Source organism: Desulfovibrio sp. JC022 (assembly GCF_010470665.1).
Taxonomy (GTDB): domain Bacteria; phylum Desulfobacterota; class Desulfovibrionia; order Desulfovibrionales; family Desulfovibrionaceae; genus Maridesulfovibrio.
This window is the reverse complement of record NZ_VOPZ01000008.1, coordinates 83805-110369: the sequence shown is the minus strand read 5'-3', so window position 1 is coordinate 110369 and position 26565 is coordinate 83805. Positions and strand designations below refer to the sequence as shown.

The 26565-nt window shown below is 49.8% G+C and carries 29 protein-coding genes and 1 pseudogene; 23 read left to right on the top strand and 7 right to left on the bottom strand.

The window, feature by feature from the left end:
- Positions 1-22: 22 nt before the first annotated feature.
- Positions 23-79: pseudogene (locus FMS18_RS20930) on the bottom strand (SEC-C metal-binding domain-containing protein); the annotation flags it as partial.
- A gap of 111 nt (positions 80-190) precedes the next feature.
- On the opposite strand from FMS18_RS20930, the gene FMS18_RS14745 reads away from it, so the two are divergent.
- Positions 191-490, top strand: a complete 300-nt coding sequence (locus FMS18_RS14745) for a hypothetical protein (protein WP_163295441.1) — start codon at positions 191-193, stop codon at positions 488-490.
- Between the two features lie 26 nt (positions 491-516).
- Here the strand turns inward: FMS18_RS14745 and FMS18_RS14740 are convergent, their stop codons facing one another.
- Positions 517-1155 carry a TetR/AcrR family transcriptional regulator gene (locus tag FMS18_RS14740; protein WP_163295440.1) on the bottom strand — a complete coding sequence of 213 codons (639 nt, stop codon included), beginning with the start codon at positions 1153-1155 and terminating at the stop codon, positions 517-519.
- Between the two features lie 179 nt (positions 1156-1334).
- Here FMS18_RS14740 and buk point away from each other — a divergent pair, with 179 nt between their 5' ends.
- The 5 genes from buk to epsC all read left to right on the top strand — a co-directional run bounded on the left by buk (position 1335) and on the right by epsC (position 6762).
- On the top strand, positions 1335-2423 hold the full coding sequence (gene buk / locus FMS18_RS14735) for a butyrate kinase (protein WP_163295439.1): 1089 nt from the start codon (positions 1335-1337) through the stop codon (positions 2421-2423).
- A gap of 389 nt (positions 2424-2812) precedes the next feature.
- The gene (nifU, locus tag FMS18_RS14730; protein WP_163295438.1) at positions 2813-3652 is read left to right on the top strand and encodes a Fe-S cluster assembly protein NifU; all 840 of its coding nucleotides are present in this window, start codon (positions 2813-2815) and stop codon (positions 3650-3652) included.
- A gap of 2 nt (positions 3653-3654) precedes the next feature.
- Positions 3655-4845 carry a cysteine desulfurase NifS gene (gene nifS, locus FMS18_RS14725; RefSeq protein WP_163295437.1) on the top strand — a complete coding sequence of 397 codons (1191 nt, stop codon included), beginning with the start codon at positions 3655-3657 and terminating at the stop codon, positions 4843-4845.
- 98 nt (positions 4846-4943) lie between these two features.
- Positions 4944-5867, top strand: coding sequence for a cysteine synthase A (gene cysK / locus FMS18_RS14720; RefSeq protein ID WP_163295436.1), 924 nt, complete (start codon positions 4944-4946; stop codon positions 5865-5867).
- A gap of 10 nt (positions 5868-5877) precedes the next feature.
- Entirely contained in the window at positions 5878-6762 is an 885-nt protein-coding gene (gene epsC, locus FMS18_RS14715) for a serine O-acetyltransferase EpsC (RefSeq protein WP_163295435.1), read from the top strand.
- Between the two features lie 78 nt (positions 6763-6840).
- Here the strand turns inward: epsC and FMS18_RS14710 are convergent, their stop codons facing one another.
- Complete coding sequence (locus FMS18_RS14710) at positions 6841-7752, bottom strand: caspase domain-containing protein (RefSeq protein WP_163295434.1); 912 nt, start codon at positions 7750-7752, stop codon at positions 6841-6843.
- A gap of 36 nt (positions 7753-7788) precedes the next feature.
- Entirely contained in the window at positions 7789-8259 is a 471-nt protein-coding gene (locus tag FMS18_RS14705; RefSeq protein WP_163295433.1) for a DUF2628 domain-containing protein, read from the bottom strand.
- Between the two features lie 274 nt (positions 8260-8533).
- Here FMS18_RS14705 and hisS point away from each other — a divergent pair, with 274 nt between their 5' ends.
- From hisS to FMS18_RS14675, 6 genes are all read left to right on the top strand, one after another.
- Positions 8534-9772 (top strand): histidine--tRNA ligase, encoded by a 1239-nt coding sequence (hisS, locus tag FMS18_RS14700; protein ID WP_163295432.1) that lies wholly within the window; start codon positions 8534-8536, stop codon positions 9770-9772.
- 33 nt (positions 9773-9805) lie between these two features.
- The gene (gene aspS / locus FMS18_RS14695) at positions 9806-11629 is read left to right on the top strand and encodes an aspartate--tRNA ligase (protein ID WP_163295431.1); all 1824 of its coding nucleotides are present in this window, start codon (positions 9806-9808) and stop codon (positions 11627-11629) included.
- Between the two features lie 255 nt (positions 11630-11884).
- Entirely contained in the window at positions 11885-12397 is a 513-nt protein-coding gene (gene def / locus FMS18_RS14690; RefSeq protein WP_163295430.1) for a peptide deformylase, read from the top strand.
- Complete coding sequence (gene fmt, locus FMS18_RS14685; protein WP_163295429.1) at positions 12373-13323, top strand: methionyl-tRNA formyltransferase; 951 nt, start codon at positions 12373-12375, stop codon at positions 13321-13323. Before def ends, fmt begins: the two co-directional genes overlap by 25 nt.
- A 31-nt stretch (positions 13324-13354) precedes the next feature.
- Positions 13355-14173: a DUF116 domain-containing protein gene (locus FMS18_RS14680; RefSeq protein WP_163295428.1), complete on the top strand. Its 819-nt coding sequence runs from the start codon at positions 13355-13357 to the stop codon at positions 14171-14173.
- 15 nt (positions 14174-14188) lie between these two features.
- The gene (locus FMS18_RS14675; RefSeq protein WP_163295427.1) at positions 14189-15469 is read left to right on the top strand and encodes a transcription antitermination factor NusB; all 1281 of its coding nucleotides are present in this window, start codon (positions 14189-14191) and stop codon (positions 15467-15469) included.
- A 63-nt stretch (positions 15470-15532) separates the two neighbouring features.
- Here the strand turns inward: FMS18_RS14675 and FMS18_RS14670 are convergent, their stop codons facing one another.
- On the bottom strand, positions 15533-16291 hold the full coding sequence (locus FMS18_RS14670) for a lipopolysaccharide assembly protein LapB (RefSeq protein WP_163295426.1): 759 nt from the start codon (positions 16289-16291) through the stop codon (positions 15533-15535).
- Between the two features lie 324 nt (positions 16292-16615).
- Between FMS18_RS14670 and FMS18_RS14665 the strand changes: the two genes are divergently transcribed.
- The 7 genes from FMS18_RS14665 to FMS18_RS14635 all read left to right on the top strand — a co-directional run bounded on the left by FMS18_RS14665 (position 16616) and on the right by FMS18_RS14635 (position 23942).
- Positions 16616-17182: a helix-turn-helix domain-containing protein gene (locus tag FMS18_RS14665; protein ID WP_163295425.1), complete on the top strand. Its 567-nt coding sequence runs from the start codon at positions 16616-16618 to the stop codon at positions 17180-17182.
- A 12-nt stretch (positions 17183-17194) separates the two neighbouring features.
- On the top strand, positions 17195-18841 hold the full coding sequence (locus FMS18_RS14660; RefSeq protein WP_163295424.1) for an AMP-binding protein: 1647 nt from the start codon (positions 17195-17197) through the stop codon (positions 18839-18841).
- A 158-nt stretch (positions 18842-18999) separates the two neighbouring features.
- Positions 19000-19557, top strand: a complete 558-nt coding sequence (locus tag FMS18_RS14655) for a helix-turn-helix domain-containing protein (protein WP_163295423.1) — start codon at positions 19000-19002, stop codon at positions 19555-19557.
- A gap of 203 nt (positions 19558-19760) precedes the next feature.
- Positions 19761-21407: an AMP-binding protein gene (locus FMS18_RS14650; RefSeq protein WP_163295422.1), complete on the top strand. Its 1647-nt coding sequence runs from the start codon at positions 19761-19763 to the stop codon at positions 21405-21407.
- A 349-nt stretch (positions 21408-21756) separates the two neighbouring features.
- Positions 21757-23070, top strand: coding sequence for a MerR family transcriptional regulator (locus FMS18_RS14645; RefSeq protein ID WP_163295421.1), 1314 nt, complete (start codon positions 21757-21759; stop codon positions 23068-23070).
- 81 nt (positions 23071-23151) lie between these two features.
- Positions 23152-23325, top strand: coding sequence for a hypothetical protein (locus FMS18_RS14640; RefSeq protein WP_163295420.1), 174 nt, complete (start codon positions 23152-23154; stop codon positions 23323-23325).
- A gap of 161 nt (positions 23326-23486) precedes the next feature.
- A complete protein-coding gene (locus FMS18_RS14635) occupies positions 23487-23942 on the top strand; it encodes a YccF domain-containing protein (protein ID WP_163295419.1) in 456 nt (151 codons plus the stop codon).
- Between the two features lie 78 nt (positions 23943-24020).
- On the opposite strand, the gene FMS18_RS14630 is transcribed toward FMS18_RS14635, so the two are convergent.
- Positions 24021-24257 (bottom strand): CopG family transcriptional regulator, encoded by a 237-nt coding sequence (locus FMS18_RS14630; RefSeq protein ID WP_163295418.1) that lies wholly within the window; start codon positions 24255-24257, stop codon positions 24021-24023.
- Positions 24247-24513, bottom strand: coding sequence for a BrnT family toxin (locus tag FMS18_RS14625; protein ID WP_306774087.1), 267 nt, complete (start codon positions 24511-24513; stop codon positions 24247-24249). The genes FMS18_RS14630 and FMS18_RS14625 overlap by 11 nt, the downstream gene beginning before the upstream one ends.
- A gap of 134 nt (positions 24514-24647) precedes the next feature.
- On the opposite strand from FMS18_RS14625, the gene FMS18_RS14620 reads away from it, so the two are divergent.
- The 4 genes from FMS18_RS14620 (at position 24648) to FMS18_RS14605 (ending at position 26540) form a co-directional block, all read left to right on the top strand.
- Positions 24648-25412, top strand: coding sequence for a Fic family protein (locus FMS18_RS14620; protein ID WP_163295417.1), 765 nt, complete (start codon positions 24648-24650; stop codon positions 25410-25412).
- Positions 25413-25435: 23 nt separating this feature from the next.
- Positions 25436-25912, top strand: a complete 477-nt coding sequence (locus FMS18_RS14615; protein ID WP_163295416.1) for a hypothetical protein — start codon at positions 25436-25438, stop codon at positions 25910-25912.
- A gap of 119 nt (positions 25913-26031) precedes the next feature.
- Entirely contained in the window at positions 26032-26253 is a 222-nt protein-coding gene (locus FMS18_RS14610) for an addiction module protein (protein ID WP_163295415.1), read from the top strand.
- Positions 26253-26540 carry a type II toxin-antitoxin system RelE/ParE family toxin gene (locus FMS18_RS14605; protein ID WP_203544661.1) on the top strand — a complete coding sequence of 96 codons (288 nt, stop codon included), beginning with the start codon at positions 26253-26255 and terminating at the stop codon, positions 26538-26540. Before FMS18_RS14610 ends, FMS18_RS14605 begins: the two co-directional genes overlap by 1 nt.
- Positions 26541-26565 lie beyond the last annotated feature (25 nt).

The window sequence follows — 26565 nt, the reverse complement described above, 5'->3', positions numbered from 1 at the left end:
TCAGACTTGTGGAAGTTTGCGGTTAGCCGCAGCATTTCTTGTATTTCTTACCGCTGCCGCAGGGATAGGGTTCGTTGCGTCTTACTTACTTGTTCTTTTGGATTGGATATCGTGAATACGATCCTTGCCCGCAAAAGCCCTAGCTGCTAGCTTTTGCCAATTACACCACCCTAACAGGAGTACCACCCACATGGACGCATCCACACTCAATATAATCCTCACCGCGATCATCATCCTCGGCGCAACTGTGCTCCCGTTCATTCTTGGCACGAGGCTCCGCAAATCAAGACCGAATGTGCTTTGGATCGGCCTCTTGCTTTGTTTTATCTTCGGCCCTGCGGGACAGGTTTATGTGGCGGGCTGGATTCCGTGGTTTCTGATTGTGCTCGGTGTATGCATCGGCACGCAGCAGTTTCTGTCCCCGGAGATAGCCTTGATTGCCATGGTGGTTTCATCTCCGCTGGTCATGTTTTTCAGGATGCGTAGATAAACGAAGAGGTGAGTTTTGCTGGAAAATTACTCCAGAGTTTCCGGCTTCAGACAAAGCAGCCCGCGTAACATGTTCTGCATTGCTGCTTCCATGCGGTCCCAGCCTACTTCGTCCTGCAGGCTGACTCCGCCGAAATGTTTGGTGTTCAGGGAGCGGATGGACAGATAGGAAATGGCCCCGCCTAAGATGGCTACTGCGGCTGCCAGATCCACGTCATCGGGCACGTCCGGGGTCATGTGTTCGAAAAATTCCAACGCCGTGCGTACCCGCACATCTTCCAGTAATTCCGAAAGCGGGGTGCGCTCCAGCATTTCCCAAGCCAGCAGACGCAGGGTATCCGGCCTTGTTTCCAGAGTCCGGCGCAGCGCGGTGAAAAATGCTGCTACCTGTTTTTCCGGTTCGATCTCGGGGAACTCGGATGGAGCATTGGCCAGCAGTTCCTCGGTGGTAGGCCAGTATATGCCCGATACAGCCAACTCACTCATCAGGTTTTCCAGCCCGTTAAAGTAGCTGTAGAGGGTCTTGCGGGTTACCCCGGCCTTGTTCGTTATTTCATCCACATCAAGATTGTTGAATCCGGTTTTGGCGGCACATTTGTAAGCTGCATGCAGAATCTTTCTGCGTGTGGCGGTGAGGGTATTGATGGGAACTACTTTTAAAGTCATAACGGCGGCCTTTTGCTGAGTGGTGTTGTTTGTATTTGTAATTATACCATATTTTAGAATGTAACTCTCTCTTGATTTTAGTCAAGGAGTCCGGGAACGTAGGGTGTTACTTTTGTTTTTCTCCATTTTAGCACATAATGCGGAAACTCAAACTTGCAGCAAACTTACGGAGATCATGAATGGGTTCGAGAATTCTTGTAATCAATCCCGGATCAACATCAACCAAAGTGGCAATCTTCGACGATGAAAAAGTCTGTTTTGACGCTGAAGTAAGCCATCCCCGTGAAAGTATAGATAAATTTTCCACTGTAATGGATCAAAAAGAGTTCCGCAGTACAGCTGTTATGGAGCTTATTAAAGATGAGCTTGAAAAAGGAACACCGGATATGGTTGTAGGGCGGGGCGGTTTGCTTAAACCCATCCCCGGCGGACCTTACTCCATAAATGATGAGATGATTTCCGATTTGGAAAGCGGTCAATACGGTGTCCATCCCTGCAATCTGGGGGCAATGATTGCCCGTGAATTTGCAGAGCAGTGGGGTGTGCCGTCCATGATCATGGACCCGGTGGTTACCGATGAAATGGACCCTGTCGCCAAGGTTACCGGGCTTCCTGAAATCAAACGGCGTAGTGTTTTTCATGCCTTGAGTCAGCGTGGCGCGGCTCGTAGTGTTGCTGCAAAAATGGGCTTGGAATACGAGCAGGCAAAGTTCATAGTCGGGCATATGGGCGGCGGGGTTTCTATCGGGGCACACAGGGACGGAAAGGTGGTTGATGTCATCAACGCTCTTGACGGCGAAGGACCGTTCAGCCCGGAACGTTCCGGGACTCTGCCTGTCCTTCCTGTACTCAATCTTGTGGAATCAGGTCAGTATACTTTTGATGAAATGCGCAAGGTTGTTACTTCCCGGTCCGGAGTTCTCGGACTGCTTGGAACCAACGACATGCGCGAAGTTCAGGCCCGCATGGAAGACGGGGATGAGGATGCCCGTCTGGTGCTGGAAGCGTTGGTTTACAATGCATCCAAGCATATCTGTTCCTTTATTCCTGCTCTAATGAAGGGCGATCCGCAAAAACGTCCTATCGATGCCATTATTCTCACCGGAGGCGTTGCCCGCAGTGAGCTGCTGGTCAAGGCAGTGGAGGATGTGGTCGGGTTTATTGCTCCGGTGAAGGTTGTCACCGGTCTTGAAGAAATGGAAGTCATGGGGCGCGGCGGTCTGGCTGTTCTGCGCGGTGATATGCAGCCGCAGGAATACATGAATTGATGCGCTACGCGTGTTTGATGAATAGAGTTTGCCTCCGGCGGCCCTGCCGGGGGCCTTAAACCCTTTGAAAAGGGTTTAAGAATCCCAAACTTTTTTAATAAGGCTTCGCCGCTTTTTATCGAAAAGTGTATCGTCTTTTTATGGTTTTAGCGGGTAAGTTCACCTTTCCCCTCTTGTCATTTAAAATTTACAACCTAATATCTACGGTGAAAGTATAAAAAACTTGCTAAGCATGGGCCTTGAGCGTAGAATAAATCATACCAAAATGGTATGAAATTTTGTTGAAAAATAGAAGGCAGACCGTTTTTCTTTCGAAAATATTCGGAAGAGGGTATGCTTAAGATATTTCTTATAAACCTGATTCACGCAATAGAGATGCGGAGGATAATATGTGGGAATATACTAATAAAGTACAGGAACATTTTCTCAACCCTCAGAACGTAGGGGTTATTGAAGATGCGGATGCTATCGGCGAAGTAGGTTCTCTTTCCTGTGGTGATGCCCTGCGGCTCTTTCTTAAGATAGATGATGAAGAGCGCATTGTGGATGCCAAGTTTCAGACTTTCGGCTGCGCCAGTGCTATTGCTTCCAGTTCCGTACTTACAGAACTGATCAAGGGCATGACTCTTGATGAAGCTTCCAAGGTCAGTAACAAGGACATTGCTGAGGCCCTTGGCGGTCTGCCCAAGGAAAAAATGCACTGTTCTGTTATGGGACAGGAAGCCCTTGAAGATGCCATTCGTAAGTATCGCGGTCTTGAAGCTGCGCCCGCACCGGAAGGTGAAATCGTCTGTAAGTGCTTTGGCGTCACCGACGTTCAGATCAAGCGCGCTGTGCAGGAGAACAAGCTGACCACCCTTGAAGAAGTGACCAACTTCACCAAGGCCGGTGGCGGCTGTGAGGACTGTCACGGACGCATTGAGGAAATCATTACTGAAATCCTTACCGGGGAAGCTGCCAAGCCCGCGCCGGAGCCGGAAAAGCCTGCCAGGCTGACCAACATCAAGCGCTTTCAGCTGGTGACCAAGGTTATTGATGAGGAAATCCGCCCGGCCCTGAACAAGGACGGCGGAGATATTGAACTCATCGACATTGATGGTCATAAAGTGATTGTTTCCCTGCGCGGGGCCTGCGTCGGCTGCCCGTCTAGCGGGCGTACTCTCAAGGATTTTGTGGAACGCCGCCTCAAGGAAACCGTGGAACCTGAAATCAGCGTGCTGGAGGGCTAGTCATGTCAGCATATCTTGATAACAACGCTACTACCATGGTGGCACCGGAAGTGCGTGAAGCCATTCTGCCCCTGCTCGGCGATGAGTTCGGTAACCCTTCGTCCATGCACCGTCTCGGCGGACAATCCGGTATGCTCATGGAGCAGGCCCGCCAGAAAATTGCTGCCGGGCTGAATTGCGATCCCGATGAAATTATTTTTACCTCCTGTGGCACCGAGGGTGATAACACTGCTATTTTCTCCGCCCTCGAAGCTCAGCCGGAAAAACGTCACATAATCACTACCCGCGTGGAACACCCGGCAGTACTCAATGTTGCCAAACATTATGAGCGCAAGGGTTACGCTGTGACCTACCTGTCCGTGGATTCCAACGGTTTGTTCGATATGGATCAGTACCGGACAGCGTTCCGTCCTGATACCGCTCTTGTCTCAATCATGTATGCCAACAATGAATCCGGCGTGATTTCGCCCATTCAGGAAATGGCTGAAATAGCTAAGAAGCACGGCGTTCTTTTTCATACTGACGCTGTGCAGGCCGTGGGTAAAATTGCCATTGACCTCAAGACCCTGCCTGTGGATTATCTGGTCCTTTCCGGGCATAAGATTCACGCACCCAAGGGTGTGGGAGCTTTGTTCGTGCGTAAGAATGCGCCGTTCCGTCCTTTCATGCTTGGCGGGCATCAGGAACACGGACGCCGTGGCGGTACCGAGAATCTGCCCGGTATCGTCGGCTTAGGCGTAGCCATGGAGCTTGCGGTTGAGCATATTGATGACGAAAACACCCGCGTGCGGGCTATGCGTGATCGTCTTGAAAAGGGACTTATTGCAGCTATTCCCGATGCCATCGTCAACGGCGATATGGAAAAGAGGTTGCCTAATACTTCTTCTATCGCTTTCAAGTACATTGAAGGCGAAGCCATGCTGCTCATGCTGGACCAGTTCGGCATTGCCGCCAGCTCCGGTTCGGCCTGTACTTCCGGTTCCCTTGAGCCGTCCCACGTACTCCGGGCCATGGGTGTTCCCTTTACTTTTGCTCACGGTTCGCTCCGTTTTTCCCTGTCCACCTACAATACTGACGAGGATATTGATCTGGTGCTCAAAGAGCTGCCGCCGATCATCAGCCGTCTGCGCGAGATGTCTCCCTTCCGTCGCGGTGATGAAGGTTTAGACTGGGTAGACGATCACGATCATTAAGATTTGATGGGTGGAATTTTATTTATTTTAAAATTTCACCCATATTTTGATTTTTGCATTGAATTAAGGCAGGGATTTAGAAAACAAGTGAGTTTAACATGAATATTCATGATTCCATGATTTCTTTAGTGGGTAATACTCCTTTGGTCAGGCTGAACAAAGTCACTGAAGGGTGCGTGGCTAACGTTGTTGCCAAGCTGGAGTTCTTCAACCCCTGTTCCTCGGTCAAAGACCGCATCGGTGCATCCATGATTGAGGAAGCGGAAAAGCGCGGTGACTTGAAACCGGGTGCTACCGTGGTTGAACCGACCAGTGGTAATACCGGCATCGGGCTGGCTTTTGTCTGTGCGGTGAAAGGCTATAAACTATTGCTGACCATGCCGGAATCCATGAGTCAGGAACGCCGGGACCTGCTGAAAGGTTTCGGTGCTGAATTGGTATTGACCCCTGCCAGTGAGGGCATGACCGGAGCAGTTAACAAGGCCAAAGAGATTGCCGACAGCGACCCGGACGCATTTTTGCCCATGCAGTTTGCAAACACCGATAATCCGCTGGCTCATCGCAGGAAAACCGTCAACGAAATCTGGGAAGATACAGACGCTAAAATCGATATTTTTGTAGCCGGAGTCGGCACTGGTGGCACGATCACCGGGGTCGGTTCTGAGCTGAAGAAGCGTAACCCGGCAATTAAGGTTGTTGCGGTTGAGCCTGAGAAGTCTCCGGTTATCTCCGGTGGCAAGGCCGGACCGCACGGCATTCAGGGTATCGGGGCCGGATTTGTGCCTGATGTGTTGCAGACCGAGGTGATCGACGAAATAGTCAAGGTTGCGGACGAGGACTCTGTGGCTATGGCCCGCAGGCTTATGCAGGAAGAAGGTATTTTGTGCGGAATCTCAGCCGGGGCTGCGGCCCATGCGGCTGTGGAGATTGCGAAACGTGAAGAAAACAAAGATAAACTTGTGGTGTTTGTTGTTCCCGATACCGGGGAGCGTTACTTAAGCACTGCATTGTTCAAGGACTGAGGTTTAGAAAATGGTTAGTAAGATCGGCGGCTCCGTGCTGACGAAGGTTGTGGACGCCTTGTGCGAGGAAGAGTCATATCAGACTGTGTATCACATGCCTGAACATGACCGTCCCATGCCTTCTATTACCGCATTGGGCGAGTTTGTGGAAAGGCTGCGGGCGGTTCTGTTTCCCGGTTACTTCGGGGATTCCGAAATCCGGCCCGAGACTATGCGCTACCACATCGGGGGTAATCTTGATGCGGCTTACAGGATTCTGGAAGAGCAGATTCTGCGCGGACATTGTTTTTTCTGCAAGGCCGATGAATTCAATTGTACCAACTGTGAGGCCGATGCCCAGCGCATCGCCTCTGATTTCATGGAAAAGTTGCCGGAAATTCGCCGACTGCTCGCTACCGATGTGCAGGCTGCCTACGTGGGCGACCCTGCGTCCAAGAGTCCGGGCGAGACAATTTTCTGTTACCCCAGTATCATCGCCATGACCCATCACCGCATTGCCCATGAGCTTTACAAGCTTAATGTGGATCTCATTCCGCGCATTATCGGTGAGATGGCCCATTCCAAGACCGGGATTGATATCCACCCCGGCGCGCAGGTGGGCGAGCATTTCTTTATCGACCACGGAACCGGTACTGTTATCGGCGAAACCTGTATTATCGGCCGCAACGTGCGCCTCTATCAGGGCGTAACCTTGGGCGCGAAGAGCTTCCCCTCTGATGATTCAGGGCAGCTGATCAAGGGCATTCCACGTCATCCCATTGTGGAAGACGATGTCATAGTTTATTCCGGGGCCACGATCCTCGGACGCGTAACCATCGGCACAGGTTCGGTCATCGGCGGTAACGTCTGGGTGACCAAGTCAGTTGATGCGGGTGCGAGACTTCTTCAGAGATAGTACTTTCATTTCTTGCAAATATAAAACGGGAGAATCGAGCCATCGATTCTCCCGTTTCTGTTTATTGAGATAGATAAACTAATTCAACATCATATCCAAAACTTCATCACTTTTGTTCTTCTTGGGCTTCGGCCTCGGCTTGGGGGCAGGGGCCGGAGTCTGCTGTTGTTGTGTTGTGGCAGGTTGGCTTGAAGCCTGCGATGAAGATGACGAAGCTGATGATCCTTTACCGGAGAAGTAGAAGTCACCTACCAGCGAGGAGGATTCCCAGGGAACCTGTTTGCGGCTGGTGTCTTTGATTACGCCTTGGCGGACTTTTTTGAAGAATTGCTCAATGGTTACGCCCTTGCGGTTCATGTTGCTGAGCATGTGGGTCACGTAGGGGCTGTTGTTGCCGCGTCCGTCAAGAGCGGTCTTGCCCGGAGCTGTCGCAAAGGCGATAAATGATCCGGTGGGGGCATCCATCTGGGCCAGACCGTTGCGCATGGAGCGGAAGCTGCGCTTGAAGGGGTTGTTGCGGCAGGCATCGAGGATGACGATGTTCATGCGGTTCCCGGCGTCTTCCATTTTAGCCAGCACCTTTCCGGCATCGACTGCTTCATACTGCACATCGGACTGTCCCTGAATGGACATGCCCAGCGGGCAAAGATAGTTGATCCCGTTGACCTGCAATCCGTGTCCTGAAAAGTAAAACAATCCCACATCATAATTTTTGAGCTTGCGCCCGAAATCATCAATCGCTCTGCCCATGGTGGTCCGGTCGGCGTTTTTCACCATCATGACATTGAAGCCCGCTTTTTTCAGTGAGCGGTTCATGGCGACGACGTCATTAACCGGGTTTTTGAGTGCCCCGATTTTTGTGTAAGCCGAGTTGCCGATAAGCAGTGCCAGCCGTTTCTGGGCCAGACAGTCGCTGGCGGAAAGCAGCATGATTGACATAGCTGCCACAAAGAAAGAGCAGAGCAGCTTGAGTGAGAATGCTTTTTTCATTTAGGAACCCCCTTCAAAATGTAAGTGCTTTTTTCTTTATACCATAACTTGATGGAAAGAAAAAATAAAAGCACTGCCAAAGAAAAGGGACATGAAGAAGATCCAGAGCGGTTGCAGGAAAAAGCAGACCAGCCCGACAATTTTTACCCAGCCGTGAACCCCTCCGGTATCACGCATGATTATCGAAGCTCCGCCTACCGGGGCGGTGGATTTGATGGCTCCGATTTTGGCTGTGCTGTCGCGGTAATAGAAAAAATTTGCACTTAAGCCGTAGCCGATCTGGGCAATGAAGTTTCCGAAGGGCAGGAAGCCGACCAAAAAAGTGATTGCAGCCCAGAAGTACATTTTGCGGTACAGGAACCACCAGAACCCGAACAGGAATGCGGGCCAGTGCCATGTTATGGTGAAACCGTCATGCAGCTGCTGGAATTTTGCAAAGTTAAAAAGGTATTTGCCCGCATTGGGGCCGATGTATTCTTGGTAATCCTGTGAAGTGATCATTTCCATAATGTTTAATCTCCTGAGCCTTTAATGCCGCAGCTTGAACTAATTAGCAACCAGACAGCTGATAAAGCACCATCTGCTGCTTAATAGTGAAAAGGTGCATCTGGCTACTTTCTGAGCTGTCTGGAATTTTGAAGCGTGGTCTCACACGGCTGTTAGCTCATAACGCTTTTTGACATTTATATGATAATGGACTAACGAAATTTGGTTCCACGCTCCGTGCCGGGGGCGGACTACCAATATCAGCATTCCCCGGAAATTCGCAAAGAGAAGAGAAATGGCAAAAATACAAAAAATCAAAGGCGTTGCAGACCTCTTTCCAGAGGATAGTGCAAGATATGCGTTCATGGAGAAGACCGCAAGAGATGTTTTCACCTCTTACGGTTTCGGCGAACTGAGGACTCCCATCCTTGAAAAGACCGAACTTTTCTGCCGCTCCATCGGTGAAGAAACCGATGTTGTACAGAAAGAAATGTACACCTTCCCCGACCGCAAGGGCCGCTCTCTGACTATGCGCCCCGAAGCTACTGCCGGGGTTGTCCGCGCTTACGTGGAAAATAAAATCTACCAGCCGGGCAAGGTCAGCAAATTTTTCACCTTCGGTCCCATGTTCCGCTACGAAAGGCCGCAGGCCGGACGTATGCGCCAGTTTCACCAGATCAATGCCGAGGTCTTCGGTGCATCCGAGCCGCAGGCCGATGCTGAAGTTCTGCTCATGCTTTCCGGATTCCTTAAAGGAATAGGTCTGGAAAAACTTTCCTTTGAGCTGAACTCTCTTGGCTGCCCTGAGTGCCGTCCAAAATACAATCAGGCTTTGAAGGATTTCTTCAATTCTCTCGACAAGAGCAAGCTTTGTGATGACTGCCAGCGTCGCGTGGATACCAATCCCCTGCGCGTACTCGACTGCAAGGTCAAGAGATGTAAGGAGCTGACCAAGGATGCTCCCTCCATTCCCGATCACCTCTGCACAGAGTGCCGCGAGCATTTTGATGTGGTTATCGGTCTTATCGATGAAGCAGGACTGGAATACACCCTCAATCCCCGCCTTGTGCGCGGACTTGATTACTACCAGCGGACCACCTTCGAAGTTACTTCCGGTGACATCGGTGCCCAGACTGCTGTTGCAGGCGGCGGCCGTTATGACGGCCTTGTTGAAAGTCTCGGTGGCCCCAAGAAGGTGCCGGGTATCGGCTTTGCCTGCGGAATGGAACGTCTTGCCATGCTGCTGGAAGGTGAGTACGAACCGTCCACTGATTTTTATGTGGCCCTTGTGGACGAAAGGTCTGCCAAGGATTCACTTATCTTCGGCGAGAAGTTACGCAGAAGTGGCCTTAAAGGCGAGGTTGGATTCACTGCCAAGAGCATGAAAGCCCAGCTGCGCCATGCCAATAAAATTAACGCGCAGAAGTGTTTCATCTTCGGTGCGGACGAATTCGAGAACGGAACGGTCACCATTAAGGATATGACCGAAGGCGGCGAGCAGGAAACTGTCAGCCGCAGCGAATATTTTAAGTAGAAAATTTCAAATAATATCGGGAGAGACTAAAAAATGTCTGAACAGATTGAAGAACGCGATTACGACGAATACCGGGTGATTGAATCTCTTGGCGATTGGAAACGTACCCACAGCTGCAACGAGATCACCGCAGCAAATATGGGCGAAAAAGTCCTGATCATGGGTTGGGTTCAGTTCCGCCGTGACCATGGCGGTCTGATCTTCATCGACCTGCGTGACCGTGAAGGTCTTACTCAGGTTGTATTCAGCCCCGAGCACAACACTGAGGCTCACGAGCGCGCTCACGCTATTCGTTCCGAATACGTGGTTGCCATCAAAGGTGAAGTTCGCGAACGCCCCGAAGGCATGCGCAACACCAACCTGACCACCGGTGAGATCGAAATCGTTGTTGACGAGTGGAAGCTGCTCAACACTTCCGAAACTCCCCCGTTTGCCATTGAAGACCGCAGTGATGCTTCTGAAATGCTGCGTCTGAAATACCGTTTTCTGGATCTGCGCCGCCCCAGTCTTGCCAAGAACTTCATCCTGCGCAACAAGGCTGCCCAGTCCGTACGTCGTTACCTCGACAACCTCGGTTTCCTTGAAATCGAAACCCCGGTACTGACCAAGTCCACTCCTGAAGGTGCACGCGACTTTCTCGTACCCAGCCGCATGAATAACGGCGATTTTTACGCCCTGCCGCAGTCCCCGCAGCTGTTCAAGCAGATGCTCATGGTTTCCGGCATGGACCGCTACTTCCAGATTGTTAAATGTTTCCGTGACGAAGACCTGCGTGCCGATCGCCAGCCTGAATTTACCCAGATCGATATCGAAATGAGCTTCGTAAACGAAGAGCAGGTCATGGGCATGGCTGAAGAAATGGTCCGCACTGTATTCACAGAGACCATCGAGACCGAACTTCCCGCATCTTTCCCCCGCATGACTTACGCTGATGCCATGCGTGATTACGGTTGTGATAAACCGGATGTTCGTTTCGATCTCAAGCTTCAGGAAGCTACCGACATCTTCAAGGGTTCCGACTTCAAGGTTTTCGCCAGCTCCGAGCTGATTAAGATCTTGCGTGTACCTAATGGTGCCCAGCTTTCCCGTAAGGAAATCGACGAGTACACCAAATTTGTTGAGATATACGGTTCCAAGGGCCTTGCTTGGATCAAGGTCAAGGAAGACGGCGAATGGCAGTCTCCTATCGTAAAATTCTTTTCCGAAGAAGAATGCGCCAAGCTGCGTGAGCTTACTAATTGCCAGCCCGGTGACATTCTTTTCTTCCAGGCCGGAGCAGCAGACATCGTCAACGCCGCTCTCGCCGCCCTGCGTATCAAGCTTGGTGAACGTTTTGAACTCATTGACGAGTCCAAGTACGCCCCTCTCTGGGTTACCGACTTCCCGCTGCTTGAGTACAACGCCGATGAAAAACGTTACGTTGCCCGTCACCATCCCTTTACCTCTCCGCAGGAAGGGCAGATTGATGAACTTGGTGAAAAGCCCGGCGAAGCTCTCGCCCGTGCTTATGACCTCGTTGTGAACGGTTACGAAGTAGGTGGCGGTTCCATCCGTATTCACACCCCGGAAATGCAGGAAAAAATGTTTGCTGCTCTGGGCATCGACGAAGAAGAAGCCCGCGCCAAGTTCGGCTTCCTCATGGATGCGCTCCAGTTCGGCGCACCGCCGCATGGTGGTATTGCTTTTGGTCTGGACAGACTTATTATGATTCTGTGCGGCGCAAAATCCATCAGGGACGTTATCGCTTTCCCCAAAACTCAGAAAGCCACCTGCCTGATGACCGAAGCTCCTTCCAGCGTCGCCAGCACTCAGCTCAGAGAACTGGGTGTGCGTCTGAGAGAAAAGAAAGAAGCATAAGAATTTAAGAAAGCCTCCGGCGGCCCTGCCGGGGGCCTTAAACCCTTTTGGGAAAAGGGTTTAAGAATCCCAAAACTTTTTAATAGTTTTGTTTTGGGGTAATTTTAAAAAATTGTGCTTGCTTGATATGCAAAGAAAAAGTTTACGCTAACGATGGCGAAGCCCCGATAAAAAGTTTTTTTGGAGAGTCCAGAGAACCTTTTTTTCCCAAAAAAAGGTTCTCTGGTCCCCGAAGGGCCGCCGGAGGCATCTATAATGAAAATGGAAATTTTAGCTTATCCTGAAGCTTCTTTAAAAGAAGTATGTGCCAGAGTTGAGGAAGTCACTCCTGAGTTGAAGGAGCAGATCGATAACATGATCGAGACCATGTACGAGGACGACGGCGTGGGCCTTGCTGCCCCGCAGGTCGGAATCCAGAAACGTCTCATTGTTATTGATCCTTCCGGCCCGAAAGAACGCACTGATTTGCAGGTTATCATCAACCCTGAAATCGTTGAAAAAAGCAGCCAGAAGGTGGATTCCGAGGAAGCCTGCCTTTCCTGCCCCGCTTTCAAATGCGTGATCAAACGTCACGAGACAGTTACCGTCACCGGTACTGACCCTGAAGGTAATGATATCCGCATTGAAGCTGACGATTTTCTCGCTATTGTGCTTCAGCATGAAATAGATCATCTGGATGGAACTCTCATTGTCGACCGTGTAGGCCGCCTGAAACGTGCAATGTACGATAAGAAGGTAAAAAAATGGCTGAAAAGCGCTGGAAAATAGTTTTCATGGGAACACCGGACTTTGCGTCCACCATTCTTGAATATCTTGTAGAATGGGACGGATGTGAAGTCATTGCAGCTTACACCCAGCCTGACCGCAAAAGCGGTCGCGGGCAGAAGGTGCATTGTTCCGCTGTAAAGAATGTTGCTGTAAAGAATGACATCCCGGTTTACCAGCCCTTGAATTTCAAGGACGAAAAGGATGTTGAAGAGCTGCGCGCGCTGGAGCCTGACTTTCTGGTGGTTGCGGCCTACGGGCTGATCCTGCCCCAGTCGGTGCTGGATATCCCCGCTGTCATGCCCATCAACGTGCATGGCTCCCTGCTTCCCAAGTATCGCGGCGCGGCTCCCATTCACCGGGCAGTTGCCAACGGCGACCATGCCACCGGGATTACCATCATGAAGATGGAAGCCGGCCTTGATACCGGTCCCATGCTCGTGCAGCAGGCCCTTGGTATCGCTTGGGATGATTATACCGGGAAAATTCATGATGAACTGGCTGACATGGGCGGCCCGCTGGTTATGGAAACCCTGCTGCGCTATCAGGATGGTCGTTTGACTGTTATGGAGCAGGACGATTCCATTGCCACTTATGCTGCAAAGCTGAGCAAGGAAGAAGGGCTGATCGATTGGGATCTTCCGGTCAAGGAAGTGCACAACAAGATCAGGGGCATGTACCCATGGCCCGGAGCCTTCTACTTCTGGACTCCCGAAGGCAAAAATCCCATCCGCCTCGTTCTTTCTCCCGGCAAACCCGGTGATGAAGAAGTCGGTGATCACGCGCCTGGAGCCATCGTTGGTGAATTTGACGGCATGCTCGGCATTGCCTGCAAAGATAAAATTTACCTCGCATCCAAGGTCAAGCCGGCCGGAAAGAAAGAAATGGACGGCAAGGCTTTTGTCTGTGGTTATTTGAATAAATGCTAACGGCGAAGCGCATCAAATTGGAATTTAATAAATGAGTGTAGAAAAAGATAACAAAAAGCGTCTTTTCATCGGTCTGATCACCGGAACCTGTGTTCTGCTTTGTGCTTTTCTGGGTCTGCTTTGGTACGTTCCATATGCAGGGCTGGATTCTTTTGGTGCGTGGGCCTCGTGGAGCTGGGGACTGTTCATTTTCGCGCTCATCGTGCTGGTCGGCTGGGGGTATGTTGGTCTGCTTACCAACGTTGTGCTTCAGCGGACTTTTCCTTTCTCCCAGAAAGCGCGGGGGCTGAGCGTTAAGCTTTTTTTGCCCCTGATGACCATTCTGGGTCGTGTGTTCGGGCTTTCCAAGCGCAAGATTCGCGGGTCTTTTATCAAGGTCAATAACGAGTTGGTCCTTTCCGAGGTCGGCCGTTTTGATCCTGCAAAGATCATGATCCTGACCCCGCATTGTTTGCAGGCCAGCCGTTGCGATATGCGTCTGACTTACGATATTGATAACTGCAAGCGTTGCGGCCTGTGTACCATTAAAGGTCTGCTTGAATTGCGTGACAAATACGGGGTTCATTTCCATGTTGCCACCGGGGGCACCATTGCCCGCCGTCTGGTTGTGCAGAACCGCCCGCGTATGATCATTGCAATTGCCTGTGAACGTGACCTTGCCAGCGGTATTCAGGATACCTATCCGCTTCCTGTTTACGGCGTGCTTAATGAACGCCCTAACGGACCCTGCCTTGATACGCAGGTTTCACTCATTGATGTAGAGAATGCTCTGCGCCGTTTCATCAAGGAAGATAAGCTTCCTGAAGATGCGGAGAAGAATGTTGCTTTGACTCCTCTTACCGGGCTTTAAGCCGGGATTCCGCTGATGAAAAAAAATATTTTGCCCGGCCCCAGAGGGATTGCTTTTGATTGCGTAACCCGCGCCATTGATGGCGGTGCGGATGCACAGGCTGTTCTGGACGATGCCCTTACAGCTTCGAAGCTGGATGCGCGTGACCGTGGATTTGTTACTGAAATCCTTTATGGTTACCTGCGTATGCGATTGAGGCTGCAATCGGTCCTTAGCTGCTTTCTTTCCCGTCCTGACGGGCTGCCGCAGCCTATAATGCGAGTGCTGGGCATGGCTGCTTATGAGATCCTGCATATGGATGTCCCTCCTTATGCGTCCGTGGACTGGGGTGTGGATTCCGCAAAGCGTCTTTCCCGCGGTAAACTTGGCGGTCTGGCAAATGCTGTACTGCGCAAAGTAGCCAGTCTGGCAGAAGACGGAGCGGATGAAGATTTTTTCCGTCGCCGCTGTGATTCTGAAATAGAATTTCTTTCCGCCTATTATTCCTGTCCTGAATGGATTGTAGAACTTTGGGTGGATAGCTATGGCCGTGATAAGGCTGAGCAGTATCTGGAAGCCCAGATTTGTCCGCCCGCAGCAGGCTTTGTTCTCGATACCACAGACAGCAAGGCTAAAGCTGCAGCCGAGCAGCTGCTGGAAGAGGGCGACCATATCGCATCTGACGGTCAGGCATTTGCTTTCTATTCCGGTTATTGGCCGCTGGCTTTCAAGGAAGTGAAAGAGTTTGTAATTCGTCAGAGTTATGCTGCCCGCGAAGCTCTTGCCGTGCTGGAGCCTTCCAAGTGGCCTGTTCCGGTCTGGGATGCTTGTTCCGGGCGTGGCGGTAAATCAAGATTCCTTCATTCAAAGAAAATTTCACCGATCATTGCCAGTGATCCCCATAAGCGCAGGCTGGCGGCTTTGAAAAGGGATGTTCCTTCGGTGGCGGCTTTCCGTGCTTCGGCTATTAAGCCGCCGCTGGCAGCGGAGTCCATCGGCACAGCTTTACTTGATGTTCCCTGTTCCGGGCTGGGAGTACTTTCCCGCAGGCCGGATACCAAGTTTAAGCGCACCCCGGAAGATGTGAACTCTCTGGTTCAGCTGCAATCCCGCATTCTTGATAATAGCTGGGAAACCATACGCAAGGGCGGTCAACTGGCCTACATCACCTGCACGCTCAACCCGGACGAGAATGAACGCCAGATCGCGGCCTTTCTCAAACGGCACAAGGACGCAGTCCCGCTCAAGGAATGGACCACGCCGCCGGATTCGGAACTGCATGAATTTTTCTATTCAGCTTTGCTGGAAAAGAAGTAGATACGAAAAACTCCCCTTTCATCATTTGATGGAAGGGGAGTTTTCTTGTCTGTGATGTAGTCTCTACGCCTGATCAGGATGATGTTTCTTTAAAAATTCAAGAAATTTTGCAGCCTCTGTGTGGTCTTTGTTCAGGTCGAGGGCTTTTTTCAGGTGGGTGGAGCACTTGTCGAGTACGCCTTTTTCAAAATAGGCACGGGCAATGTTGTAGTGCAGATTTTCGTCGTTGCTGGTCATTTCAAGTGCACGTTCATAGTAATCAATGGCCTGATCCTGCATACCTGTTTTGCGCAGGTTGATGCCGAATTCGTTGAACAGGTGCTTGTGTTCGGTCTGGAAGGCCGCATCAAGCTTGACCAGTCTGTTAAAAATATCGTTGGCCTTGTTGCTTTCCCCGCGTTCCATGTAGGTCAGCCCGAGGCCGAAGTTGGCTTTTACATTCTCTTCATCCACATCCAGCGCGTTCTGGAATTCAAATTCCGCACTGTAGGTGGCTCCGGCCTGTCTTGCTTTTTCTCCACGCTCAATGGTGTTGCCCAGCTCTTTTATCTTGGGATACACAGTAGAAACGTAGAATTCTGGCTCGGGGGAGTATTTGGATAGGAACTCTTCCATGGTAACCACGGATTTGGGGCCGGCAGGTACGTAGCTTGTGTTCAGGGCCTGAACTTCTACATTCTCAGGATTAAGTTCTTCAGCCATCCAGTACATTTTGCTGATGGTCCGGCGCACGGTGGTGCCTGTGCCGATCTTTTGCACATTCTGGCTGGAGAAGACACCTTTTATTGTCTGTCTGTCTGTATTATGATCTGCCGCGGCCATTGATTGTTCCTTTTGATATCCTGAAATTTATGCGCACTATAGATAATATTTACGAAAAATTCTACTAGCAAAATATTGCATCGGCGCACAATTATAACATTCTTTGCCAATGTTGAAAAAAACCTGTTAAGGGCTATTTTTGTTCTTCATTTTTTTTAAAGGAAGATTTAGGCTGACTGCCGCTTTGATGATTGTTAAAAATAAGTGTTTCAATGTTGGTATTGATGACAAATGACCGATATTAATGTAAGTACTCATTTTTAGATTTTTTTCGTAAGTTTATCAAAATGCCGTAAAAACGGGTTCAGACCAGTAGAGGGAGTTATGAGCACAGCAAAAGTAGGACATCGCATTAAGACATTCAGGGAAAAGCAGGGCATCAGTCTTGAAGAGTTTTCCAAACGTACCGGCCTTGGAATTGATTTCCTTGAAGCTGTAGAAGAAAAAGAAAAATACCCCTCTCTAGGTCCCCTACTTAAGATTGCCAGAGCCCTTGGCGTAAGACTCGGCACTTTTCTTGATGATCAGGTCAGCAAAGATCCCCTTATCGTAAAGCTCGGTGAACGTAAGGAAGAGTTCACCATGCATTCTGATCAGGAAAAGACTGCTTCCATGAAGTATTTCTCACTTGCCAAGGGCAAGAGCGATCGCCATATGGAACCGTTCTTTATTGAAATTCAGCCTGAAGATGCCGATCCTAAAATGACCTCCCATGAAGGTGAGGAATTTATCATCGTTGTTTCCGGTAAACTCAAGGTTGTTTACGGTAAGGAAGAGAGCGTACTTGAAGCTGGCGACAGCGTTTATTTCAATTCCGTGGTTCCGCACTATGTTGCTGCTGAAGGTAACGAGAAGTGTGATATCTACGCGGTTCTTTATTTCCCGGAATAAGAGAGGAATTTCATGGAACAATCACATCTCAGGGAAATTACACTCGGAGCGTTGCTGGACGAGGCTGTTGAAAAATGGCCCGATCAGGAAGCCGTTGTTTATGTGGATCGCGATTTCCGCCTGACTTACCGTGAGTTCGGTGAGCTGGTGGATGACCTCGCCATGGGGCTGATGGCTCTTGGGATCAAAAAAGGCGAGAAGGTTGCTGTCTGGGCCACCAATGTGCCTTATTGGGTGGCCTTGCAGTTCGCCACCGCCAAGATCGGGGCCATTCTGCTGACTGTTAATACTTTTTATCGCACCACTGAGCTGGAATACCTGCTCAAGCAGTCCGAGTGCGAGAACCTTGTCATCATCGATGGTTTCAGGGAGATCGATTACCTCCAGACCGCTTATGAACTTATTCCTGAACTTAAAACTCAGGAACGCGGTTACCTTAAGAGCGAGAAATTTCCAGACCTTAAAAGGGTTTTCTTTCTCGGTCAGGAAAAGCACCGCGGCATGTATTCCATGGCCGAGGTGGTTAACCTTTCCGCTGTTACCACTGAAGAAGACTATGAAGAACGTCAGGCGACTCTTGATCCTCATGACGTGGTCAACATGCAGTACACTTCCGGAACCACCGGGTTCCCCAAGGGTGTACAGCTGACCCATTACAACATCGGCAACAACGGGTTCTGGATCGGTGAAAACCAGGCTTTCAAACCCGGTGACCGTCTCTGTCTGCCTGTACCTCTGTTTCATTGTTTCGGTTGCGTTCTCGGCGTACTTGCCGCAGTGAACCACGGAACCACCATGGTCATTCTTGAAGGGTTCGATCCGCTGCTGGTCATGGCTTCAATTGATCAGGAAAAGTGTACCGCCCTTTACGGCGTACCGACCATGTTTATCGCTATTCTCGAACATAAGCTTTTCAGTAAGTTCGATTATTCTTCATTGCGGACCGGGATTATGGCCGGGTCGCCCTGTCCTATCGAGGTCATGAAGAAGGTTATGGACAAGATGAACATGACCGACATCACCATCTGTTACGGTTTGACCGAGGCTTCCCCGGTTATGACCCAGACCCGTATGACCGATAATCTTCAACGTCGTACCGAGACAGTCGGGCAGGCCATGCCTGAAATCGAAGTCGCTATCATCCATCCTGAAACAGGCGAGATGTGCGCGGCTGGTGAAACCGGTGAAATCTGTTGTCGCGGTTACAATGTCATGAAGGGTTACTACAACAACCCCGAAGCCACCAATTCCGCTATCGATATGGAAGGATGGCTCCATTCTGGTGACTTAGGCACCATGGATGAAGAAGGGTACGTTGATGTAACAGGACGTCTTAAAGATATGATCATCCGTGGCGGCGAGAACATCTATCCCCGTGAAATCGAGGAATTCCTCTACACTATGGACGGCATTCTCGACGTACAGGTGGCCGGTGTTCCCAGTGAAAAGTACGGGGAGCAGGTCGGCGCATTTATCATCCTCAAGGATGGCGTGGAAATGACCCAGCAGGATGTAATCGACTTTTGTCGCGGACAGATTTCCCGCTACAAGATTCCTAAGTATATCACTTTCCTTGACGCTTACCCGATGACCGCAAGCGGCAAGATTCAGAAATACAAACTTCGGGATATGGCTGAAGAGCTTTACCCTGACGCATAAAAACGCAAAGGGGCCTTGCTCCCGCAAGGCCCCTTTTTTATAGACCAAACTACCGCCAACAACGGCGAAGCCCTAATAAAAGTTTTTGGGATTCTTAAACCCTTTTTACAAAAAGGGTTTAAGGCCCCCGGCAGGGCCGCCGGAGGCATGGAGGCTTTATGAGTAACGAACAGGCTTATAAGGAAATTGCACCGAGGCTGGCCGGCCTGCGTGATGCAGTGGACATGAGCGTTGAAGAACTGGCCGAGAAGGTTGGGGTGACCCCTGAACGTGCCGCGCAGTATGAATCCGGTACTGTGGAAATCCCGGTCAGTTACCTGATGGATGTGGCTCACCTTTGCGGAGTCAGCCTGACAGTGCTGATTTCCGGCAGCGAGGCCCATTTGACCAATTACGCATTGGTGCGCAACGGCAAAGGATTTAATGTAGATCGCCGCAAGGACTACGATTACAAAAACCTTGCATCCACATTTGTGGGCCGTCGCATGGAACCCTTCATGGTTGAAGTTCCGTCCAAAGAGGTTTCCGAGATGAATTTCACCACCCATCGCGGGCAGGAGTTCATTTACGTGCTCGAAGGACGCCTTGAATTGAGGTTGGATGATTCCATCCTTGAGCTTGAAGAGGGTGATTCCCTGTACTTTGATTCCAACACTCCCCACGCCCTGCGAGGTCTTGACGGCAAATCCGCACGGATGCTTGACGTAATTCTATAGCGTGGCGCCCGTTAAATTCATCAAGATGAATTTAAAAAAAATAAATATGGATTTATTTTTGGACGTCACGCTACAGGTCGCCAGTGTTATACGCGTAATTGCGACACGCGGCCTGCGGTAAAAAGCACGGTTTTTACATTTGAGGATTTACGTCAAACAACAGCAATGGGATGCTAGTGCATCCTCCGTGGAGATATAAGAAAATGGAAAAGCAGAAATACGGCTCTCACGAAGAGTTCTGTGCCGAATACAAGACCGAAGTTCCCGATAATTATAACTTTGCCTTTGATTGTGTGGATGTTATCGCTGCCGATGATCCCAACAGGCTGGCAATGATCCACATCGGACCGGATGGTGCCCGCACTGAAAAAGATTTCGACTTTTTTTCCAAAAAGTCAGCACGTCTCGCCAATGCATTGAGCAAGGCCGGAGTGGAGAAGGGCGACCGGATTATGGTTATCCTTTACCGCCGCATTGATTGGTGGGTGACCATGCTGGCCTGCCACAAGATCGGAGCTGTACCTGTTCCTTCTCCCAATCTGCTTACTGTGAAGGACATTGATTTCCGGGTGAATTTTGCCAAGATCAAGGGAATTATTGCCGAAGATTCCGTGGCTGACCGTGCTGATGAAGCACGCAAAAACTGTCCCTCTCTTCAGGTGATGGTTCAGGCCGGAGAAAGCGAATTGCACGACGGATGGCTCGATTTCGAAACCATTTGTGATGAAGCGTCTGATACATTTCCCCGCCCGTCTGATTGCGCTGGCGGAGATGATTCTCTGCTCATCTTCTTTTCTTCCGGTACCACCGGACAGCCCAAGATGGTCGAGCACACCCACAACTATCCGTTGGGCCACTATGTGACCGGGGCTTACTGGCATGACCTTGAGCCCGGTGACGTTCATCTGACTCTCGCTGATACCGGTTGGGGTAAGGCTGTCTGGGGTAAGTATTACGGTCAGTGGATGGCCGGTGCTGTTGTTTTTGTCTGGGATTTCCGCGGCAAGTTCGAACCTTCCGAGCTGCTCAGGGTTCTTGCGGATAACAAGGTTACCTCTTTTTGTGCACCGCCCACAGTTTACCGTTTCATGATTCGCGAAGATCTTTCAAAGTATGACCTTTCCGCGCTCAAGCATTGCACCACAGCAGGTGAGCTGCTCAATGCTTCCGTGTTTGAAGCATGGAAGGAAGCCACAGGTCTGCCTCTCTACGAAGGTTACGGTCAAACCGAGTCCGTGCTTCAGATCGCAACTTTTCCCAACATGAAGCCCAAGCCGGGCTCCATCGGCAAACCCTGTCCGGGCTGGGATATTGCGCTTATCGACACTGAAGGTAATCTCTGTTCTCCCGGTGAGGAAGGCCAGATCTGCGTGAAGCTTGATCCCCGTCCTGTGGGATTGTTTACTGGATATCTTGACGAACCGCAGAAGACCGAGAACGTCATGGTCGATGGTTACTACCAGACCGGTGACAAGGCTTGGATGGACGAGGACGGCTATTACTGGTTCCTCGGACGTACCGATGACCTGATCAAAAGTTCCGGTTACCGCATCGGGCCCTTTGAGGTTGAATCCGCGCTGATCACTCATGATGCAATTGTGGAAGCCGCCGTAACTGGCGTGCCCTGCGATGTGCGCGGTCAGGCCGTAAAGGCTACCGTCGTTCTCGCGCCTGAATATGAAGGCAGCGATGAGTTGACCAAGGAATTGCAGAATCATGTCAAGAAGGTCACCGCGCCCTATAAATACCCGCGCATCATTAATTACGTTAAAGAGCTGCCCAAGACCATCAGCGGCAAGATCAAGCGTGCCGAGATCCGCGCCAAGGACGAGGCTGACGCCAAGGCTTAAGAATGCCTCCGGCGGCTCTACCGGGAGTTCCTCCGGGGGCTAAAACCCTTTGAAAAGGGTTTTAGAATCCCAAACTTTTTTAGTTGGGCTTCGCCGGTTAGTTTATAAAATATGTCTAGCAAAAAGCCTGCAATATCTTTCGATATATTGCAGGCTTTTCTTATTTCTTAGTCTAGAAAAGCTATATGCGAAGCTTATTGAAAGGTTTTGAAGGGTTGGGGGCTTGGGAAGGGAACTTTTGCAAAAGTTTCCCTTCCCAAGCCGCCGGAGGCATCAAAAAACTCGTTGACCTGTCTATAACTTCATAGTTCATGTTAGGTTTATGGCATAGCTATGCATGGAGTTAATTATGGTTAAAACATCATCAGGTTTGACTGTGGGGCGATTGGCTAAGAAATACGGCCTCTCGCGCAGTACGCTGCTTTATTACGATTCAATCGGGCTGCTTTCCCCGTCCAAACATATGAAAGGTGAATATCGTTCATATGGCGAAGAGGAAGAAAAGCGGCTGGCTCAGATCTGCCATTACCGCAAGGCCGGGATACCGCTTAAGGAGATCAAGGTGATTCTTGATTCTCCGGTGAGCGGCATAAGCGGGGTGCTGCAAGCGCGTCTCAAGGAGCTTAATGAGGAGATCGCCTCGCTCCATGAACAGCGGCAGTTTATTTCCGGGATTCTGAAAAGTTCCCCGGATGTGAAATCCGCAAAGATGGACAAGGCTGCGTGGGTCGAAGTGCTGCGTTCTTCCGGGTTCAATGAAAAGGACATGGAAGACTGGCATAAAGCATTCGAGCGCACCCACCCGGATAGACACCAGCAGTTTCTGGAATATTTGCAGATACCTGATGATGAAATACGCTTGATCCGCAAATGGTCGGCAGGACCGCAACGGATACAGAAAATACAAAAAGCAAGTGAGAGATATATGGAATTATTCTTTGAATTTTTTTCGACACTTTCCAGACTGGGACCGGGCAGTAGTGAGACAACTAGACGGGCTTTGTCATGCGTGAGCGGATTAGCGGACAATGCGCAGGTGCTTGATGTGGGGTGTGGAACTGGTTTGCAGACCCTCGCTCTCTGCGACGGTACGGATTTCGCGGTTACAGCTGTGGATAATTGGCAGCTTGCGTTAGATAAGCTGACAATTAGTGCTGAAAATGCCGGGTTTGCGCAGCGCATTACAGTGCAGCAGGGTGATATGAATGAGCTGGACTATGCGCCCGGTTCTTTTGATCTGATCTGGAGCGAAGGCGCAATTTATCTGATGGGTTTTGAAAACGGAATTTCCAAATGGAAAGAGTTCCTGAAGCCCGGAGGCTGGATGGCCGTTAGCGAAATGACTTGGACCGCAGAAGAACGGCCCGAAGAAGCCGCAGGGTTTTGGAATGAAGGTTACCCGGAAATGAAATCAACTGCCGAGAATGTTGCTATTCTTGAGCAGCAGGGCTTTGAGGTTGTAGCCCGTTTCATCCTTCCGCAAGCTGATTGGTGGGATGTTTTTTACAAGGAAATTGCGGAAGCCACCCCCGCGTTTATTGAAAAACATTCCGGTTCAGCTGAGGCGCAGGCTGTTGTGGATAGCAATGAAAAGGAAATGGAAATTATGCGTAAGTACCATGATTACCTTGGGTATGTTTTTTACATTGCCCGCAAGAAATAAATAAGCAGAAGTGATCTATAGATTAATATAAACCGCAGCCATGCAGGCCACATGGTTGCAGAGCATGAGTAGGACACTAAAATGGATAAAGAAAAATGGACTGAAATTTTCCGTGAGGCTGGATTCAATGACAAGGACATGCACAACTGGCACAAGGCTTTTGAGAAGCTCTACCCGGAAAAGCATCAGGCTTTCTTGGAGCATATCCAGGTGGGACAGGAAGAAATCAACAAGATCAGGGAATGGTCGAAGTAGGTTCGGCTGTTGTTTGAGTGTGAAAAGCCCCGGTGCACATGTGTCGGGGCATTGTTGTTTTGCGTGAATAAGACTTGAAGTTTTTTCGTGATAAGGAGAAAAGGAATAGACTGCTATCTGCAATTATGTGAATGGCAGGTCCATAAACTTTGGAGATAAAAATGAGAACACTTGGAAACATATTATGGTATTTCCCTTTCTTCGGATTCATCAACGCGATTATGTTTTTCCTGCTCGGCTCCCTGCTGGTGCTGACCGTAGTAGCTTCCCCGCTGGGTTTGGGGCTGATCCAGTACAGTAAATTCCTTTTCGCGCCGTTCAGCTGGTCCATGGTGTCCAAAGAGGACCTCAATGTGGAATCCAACCCCGCGTGGGAGGCCTATTCCGCAATCATCATGATCCTCTGGATTCCCTTCGGGATCATCTTCGCGCTGATCACCATCACCCAGATAGTGGGCCTCGCCATATCAATTGTCGGTATCCCGGTGGCCTTGGTCCTGGCCAAGTCCCTGCGGACCATCTTCAACCCGGTCAACATGGTCTGCGTGCCCGCTGTGGTTGCGCAGGAAGTGCAGCGCCGCAAGGATGAGGATGCTATTAACAGGCATATCCGTTAGTTGTTGAAGTTTAGTTGGAGATTTGAAAGCCCCGTACTCGGATGAGTGCGGGGCTTTATGATTGGGAGTGAACGGAAATTAAAGATCAGCAGAGTGCCCGCTGTCGATGCGGTTGGCGATCCATGTCTTGATGACAGCCTGCCTGTTGATGCCGAGCCGTTCAGCTTCGCGATCAAGAGCTATAACCATCCATGCGGGGAAGTCTACATTTACCCGTTTGGTGCTTTTGTTGGGTCTAGTCGCTTTTGCCATATCCAGATGCTCAGTGATGTCCTGATCAGATTCAAATGCTTCATCAAATTCCTTAGCTTTCATAGAGTTCCACCTCCTTCTTTCTGGAGCGGCGCACCAAAATTATACGAATAGCTCCATTGCGGGGAGTTGTTACGGCAGACCAATGTTTGCCGTTAATCATGCCGATATAAAAATTGCGCGGTTCATCCTGAGTGCGGGCCGGGATTTTTAATAGGTTCGGGTCCTTCCACAGAGCTTGCGCGTCTTCGAAATTAATTCCGTGTTTTTCTAGATTGGTTGCGCTTTTGTTTTCATCATATTCAAATGGCATACTCATATTGTATATTGTGAGGAGAAGTTGTCAAGTTGATCAGAAGTTGACGAAGTAGAGTTGCCCTAATTGAGTTGGTCCGTTTTAGGATTGATTGCCCACCATAGGCTAAGCAAACAGTTTGTGATAAACAAATGTACATGACTGCTGATTACCTAAAATCCGAATCCCTGACCGCGTTGCTTGGCGAAATTGACGAGCGTAAAGCGCAGCTTGACGCCTGCCGCGATACCGTCAGTTCCCAAATCGTGGACGCCCTGAACATAGAATACACCTACGACAGCAACCGCATTGAGGGAAACACTCTTACTCTGCGCGAGACCGACCTTGTAATCAATAAGGGGCTGACCATCGGCGGCAAGTCCATGCAGGAGCATCTTGAAGCGGTAAACCATTACGAAGCCATTCAGTACGTTCGTGAGTTGTCCGCAGAATCCATTTTTTCAGAGAAGGTCATCAAGGACATTCACGGCATCATCTTACAAGGCATAGACCGCGAAAACGCAGGCAGGTACCGCAGTGTTCCGGTGGCGATTTCGGGTAGTCGTCATATCCCTCCGCAGCCGTGGCAGGTTCCGATATTAATGGAGCAGCTGGTCGCATGGTACGATAAGAACGAACCTGTTCTGCATCCCGTTGTGCTTGCTGCGGAAGTGCATGAACGTATCGCCACAATTCACCCATTCATTGACGGCAATGGTCGTACTGCTCGGTTAGTAATGAACTTAATTTTGATGCAGCGCGGCTATTTGGTCGTTAACATTGCCGGGGATACTGATAGTCGTCTGGCTTATTATGGAGCATTGGAGAAATGTAATCTTGAGGACGAGAAGGGCGATTTTATTGAGTTGATTGCCGGGTATGTTTTGAAGAGTTTGTGTGGGGTTTTGGAGCGGGTTAAATAAATATTAATTAGGTTTGGTGCTATATGGAATCAATTACAACGAAAGCTATTGCGAGTGCGCTCGGTGGAATTAAAAGTGCTATCGATATAGCCTCGAAATTAAGTGATGCCAGCGAGGCAATTAAGCAGGCTGATTGGAAATTGCAGCTGGCGGAATTGGTTGAAAAATTAGCTGATGCAAGGATTCAAATTTCAAGAGTTAAAGCGGAACTTAATGACAAGGAAGAAGAGATAAATGAACTGAAACAATCTTTAAAAATGAAAAAGAAGCTGAAGTTTAATGAGAAGTATGGGCTATATGAGGCTGAAGAAGACGGGAAAACTGTGAGATATTGTACAAAATGCTACGCAGAAGAGAAGCTCGTTCCTGTTCGTGAAGAAGAGCGTCTTTTTGTGTGTAAAAGGTGTGAGCAATTTTATCATAGGCCAGAGTATAAAAGTAAAAACGAAGGGCCACCTAGAATTGTTTCTCGACCAATGAATAGGGGTAATTTGTGGTGATTTAAAAAGCTGGTCCTCCTCACATCATAATTCATATCTGTAACCTCTTCACCACCTCAAATGAGATTGAAACTCCTCATGGTTTTAGCTATATTTATCCAGTAAGAAGGAGCCATATAATGATTGACCTTACCACCATTACTGATCAGGCCCTGCAACTGGCACCTGTGCAACGAGCAGAGCTGATTGAGGCTTTACTGGCCAGCTTTGATTCAAGGCGTAAGTCCATTGACAGCAAATGGGCCGTTGAGGCTGAAAGCCGGATAGATGCTTATGAGCAGGGGAAAATTGATTCAGTTTCTGCTGATGAAGTCTTTGACCGCATTGGACGGCAGGAATAATGATCAGATTTCTTTCCTGTGCGCAGCAGGAATTAAATGAAGCAGTCTCTTGGTATAATGAGCAGAGTGCCGGGTTAGGATTTGATTTTGCGGCTGAAGTCAAGCGTGCTCTTTCCCGCATGGAGGAGCATCCTGAAGCCTGGTCTTTGATTTCAAGAAGAACACGGCGGATACGTATTTCACGATTTCCTTATGGTGTCATTTACCAAATTCGGGAGGACTGTTTGTTGGTAGTAGCCATTATGCATATGAGCAGAAATCCCATACACTGGAAAAGTCGTATTTAATCAAAGCAAAAAAAAGCCGGGCCTC

Excerpts from the sequence above, each read along its gene's own strand:
- def (WP_163295430.1), top strand. The coding sequence starts at position 11,885 with ATGAAAATGGAAATTTTAGCTTATCCTGAAGCTTCTTTAAAAGAAGTA.
- FMS18_RS14605 (WP_203544661.1), top strand. The coding sequence starts at position 26,253 with ATGATCAGATTTCTTTCCTGTGCGCAGCAGGAATTAAATGAAGCAGTC.
- cysK (WP_163295436.1), top strand. The coding sequence starts at position 4,944 with ATGAATATTCATGATTCCATGATTTCTTTAGTGGGTAATACTCCTTTG.
- FMS18_RS14615 (WP_163295416.1), top strand. The coding sequence starts at position 25,436 with ATGGAATCAATTACAACGAAAGCTATTGCGAGTGCGCTCGGTGGAATT.
- FMS18_RS14620 (WP_163295417.1), top strand. The coding sequence starts at position 24,648 with ATGACTGCTGATTACCTAAAATCCGAATCCCTGACCGCGTTGCTTGGC.
- FMS18_RS14635 (WP_163295419.1), top strand. The coding sequence starts at position 23,487 with ATGAGAACACTTGGAAACATATTATGGTATTTCCCTTTCTTCGGATTC.
- FMS18_RS14675 (WP_163295427.1), top strand. The coding sequence starts at position 14,189 with ATGAAAAAAAATATTTTGCCCGGCCCCAGAGGGATTGCTTTTGATTGC.
- FMS18_RS14660 (WP_163295424.1), top strand. The coding sequence starts at position 17,195 with ATGGAACAATCACATCTCAGGGAAATTACACTCGGAGCGTTGCTGGAC.
- FMS18_RS14710 (WP_163295434.1), bottom strand. The coding sequence starts at position 7,752 with ATGAAAAAAGCATTCTCACTCAAGCTGCTCTGCTCTTTCTTTGTGGCA.
- FMS18_RS14640 (WP_163295420.1), top strand. The coding sequence starts at position 23,152 with ATGGATAAAGAAAAATGGACTGAAATTTTCCGTGAGGCTGGATTCAAT.
- buk (WP_163295439.1), top strand. The coding sequence starts at position 1,335 with ATGGGTTCGAGAATTCTTGTAATCAATCCCGGATCAACATCAACCAAA.
- FMS18_RS14745 (WP_163295441.1), top strand. The coding sequence starts at position 191 with ATGGACGCATCCACACTCAATATAATCCTCACCGCGATCATCATCCTC.
- nifU (WP_163295438.1), top strand. The coding sequence starts at position 2,813 with ATGTGGGAATATACTAATAAAGTACAGGAACATTTTCTCAACCCTCAG.
- FMS18_RS14655 (WP_163295423.1), top strand. The coding sequence starts at position 19,000 with ATGAGTAACGAACAGGCTTATAAGGAAATTGCACCGAGGCTGGCCGGC.
- FMS18_RS14680 (WP_163295428.1), top strand. The coding sequence starts at position 13,355 with ATGAGTGTAGAAAAAGATAACAAAAAGCGTCTTTTCATCGGTCTGATC.
- FMS18_RS14625 (WP_306774087.1), bottom strand. The coding sequence starts at position 24,513 with ATGAGTATGCCATTTGAATATGATGAAAACAAAAGCGCAACCAATCTA.
- FMS18_RS14705 (WP_163295433.1), bottom strand. The coding sequence starts at position 8,259 with ATGGAAATGATCACTTCACAGGATTACCAAGAATACATCGGCCCCAAT.
- FMS18_RS14740 (WP_163295440.1), bottom strand. The coding sequence starts at position 1,155 with ATGACTTTAAAAGTAGTTCCCATCAATACCCTCACCGCCACACGCAGA.
- FMS18_RS14630 (WP_163295418.1), bottom strand. The coding sequence starts at position 24,257 with ATGAAAGCTAAGGAATTTGATGAAGCATTTGAATCTGATCAGGACATC.
- FMS18_RS14650 (WP_163295422.1), top strand. The coding sequence starts at position 19,761 with ATGGAAAAGCAGAAATACGGCTCTCACGAAGAGTTCTGTGCCGAATAC.
- nifS (WP_163295437.1), top strand. The coding sequence starts at position 3,655 with ATGTCAGCATATCTTGATAACAACGCTACTACCATGGTGGCACCGGAA.
- FMS18_RS14665 (WP_163295425.1), top strand. The coding sequence starts at position 16,616 with ATGAGCACAGCAAAAGTAGGACATCGCATTAAGACATTCAGGGAAAAG.
- FMS18_RS14645 (WP_163295421.1), top strand. The coding sequence starts at position 21,757 with ATGGTTAAAACATCATCAGGTTTGACTGTGGGGCGATTGGCTAAGAAA.
- epsC (WP_163295435.1), top strand. The coding sequence starts at position 5,878 with ATGGTTAGTAAGATCGGCGGCTCCGTGCTGACGAAGGTTGTGGACGCC.
- aspS (WP_163295431.1), top strand. The coding sequence starts at position 9,806 with ATGTCTGAACAGATTGAAGAACGCGATTACGACGAATACCGGGTGATT.
- FMS18_RS14610 (WP_163295415.1), top strand. The coding sequence starts at position 26,032 with ATGATTGACCTTACCACCATTACTGATCAGGCCCTGCAACTGGCACCT.
- hisS (WP_163295432.1), top strand. The coding sequence starts at position 8,534 with ATGGCAAAAATACAAAAAATCAAAGGCGTTGCAGACCTCTTTCCAGAG.
- fmt (WP_163295429.1), top strand. The coding sequence starts at position 12,373 with ATGGCTGAAAAGCGCTGGAAAATAGTTTTCATGGGAACACCGGACTTT.
- FMS18_RS14670 (WP_163295426.1), bottom strand. The coding sequence starts at position 16,291 with ATGGCCGCGGCAGATCATAATACAGACAGACAGACAATAAAAGGTGTC.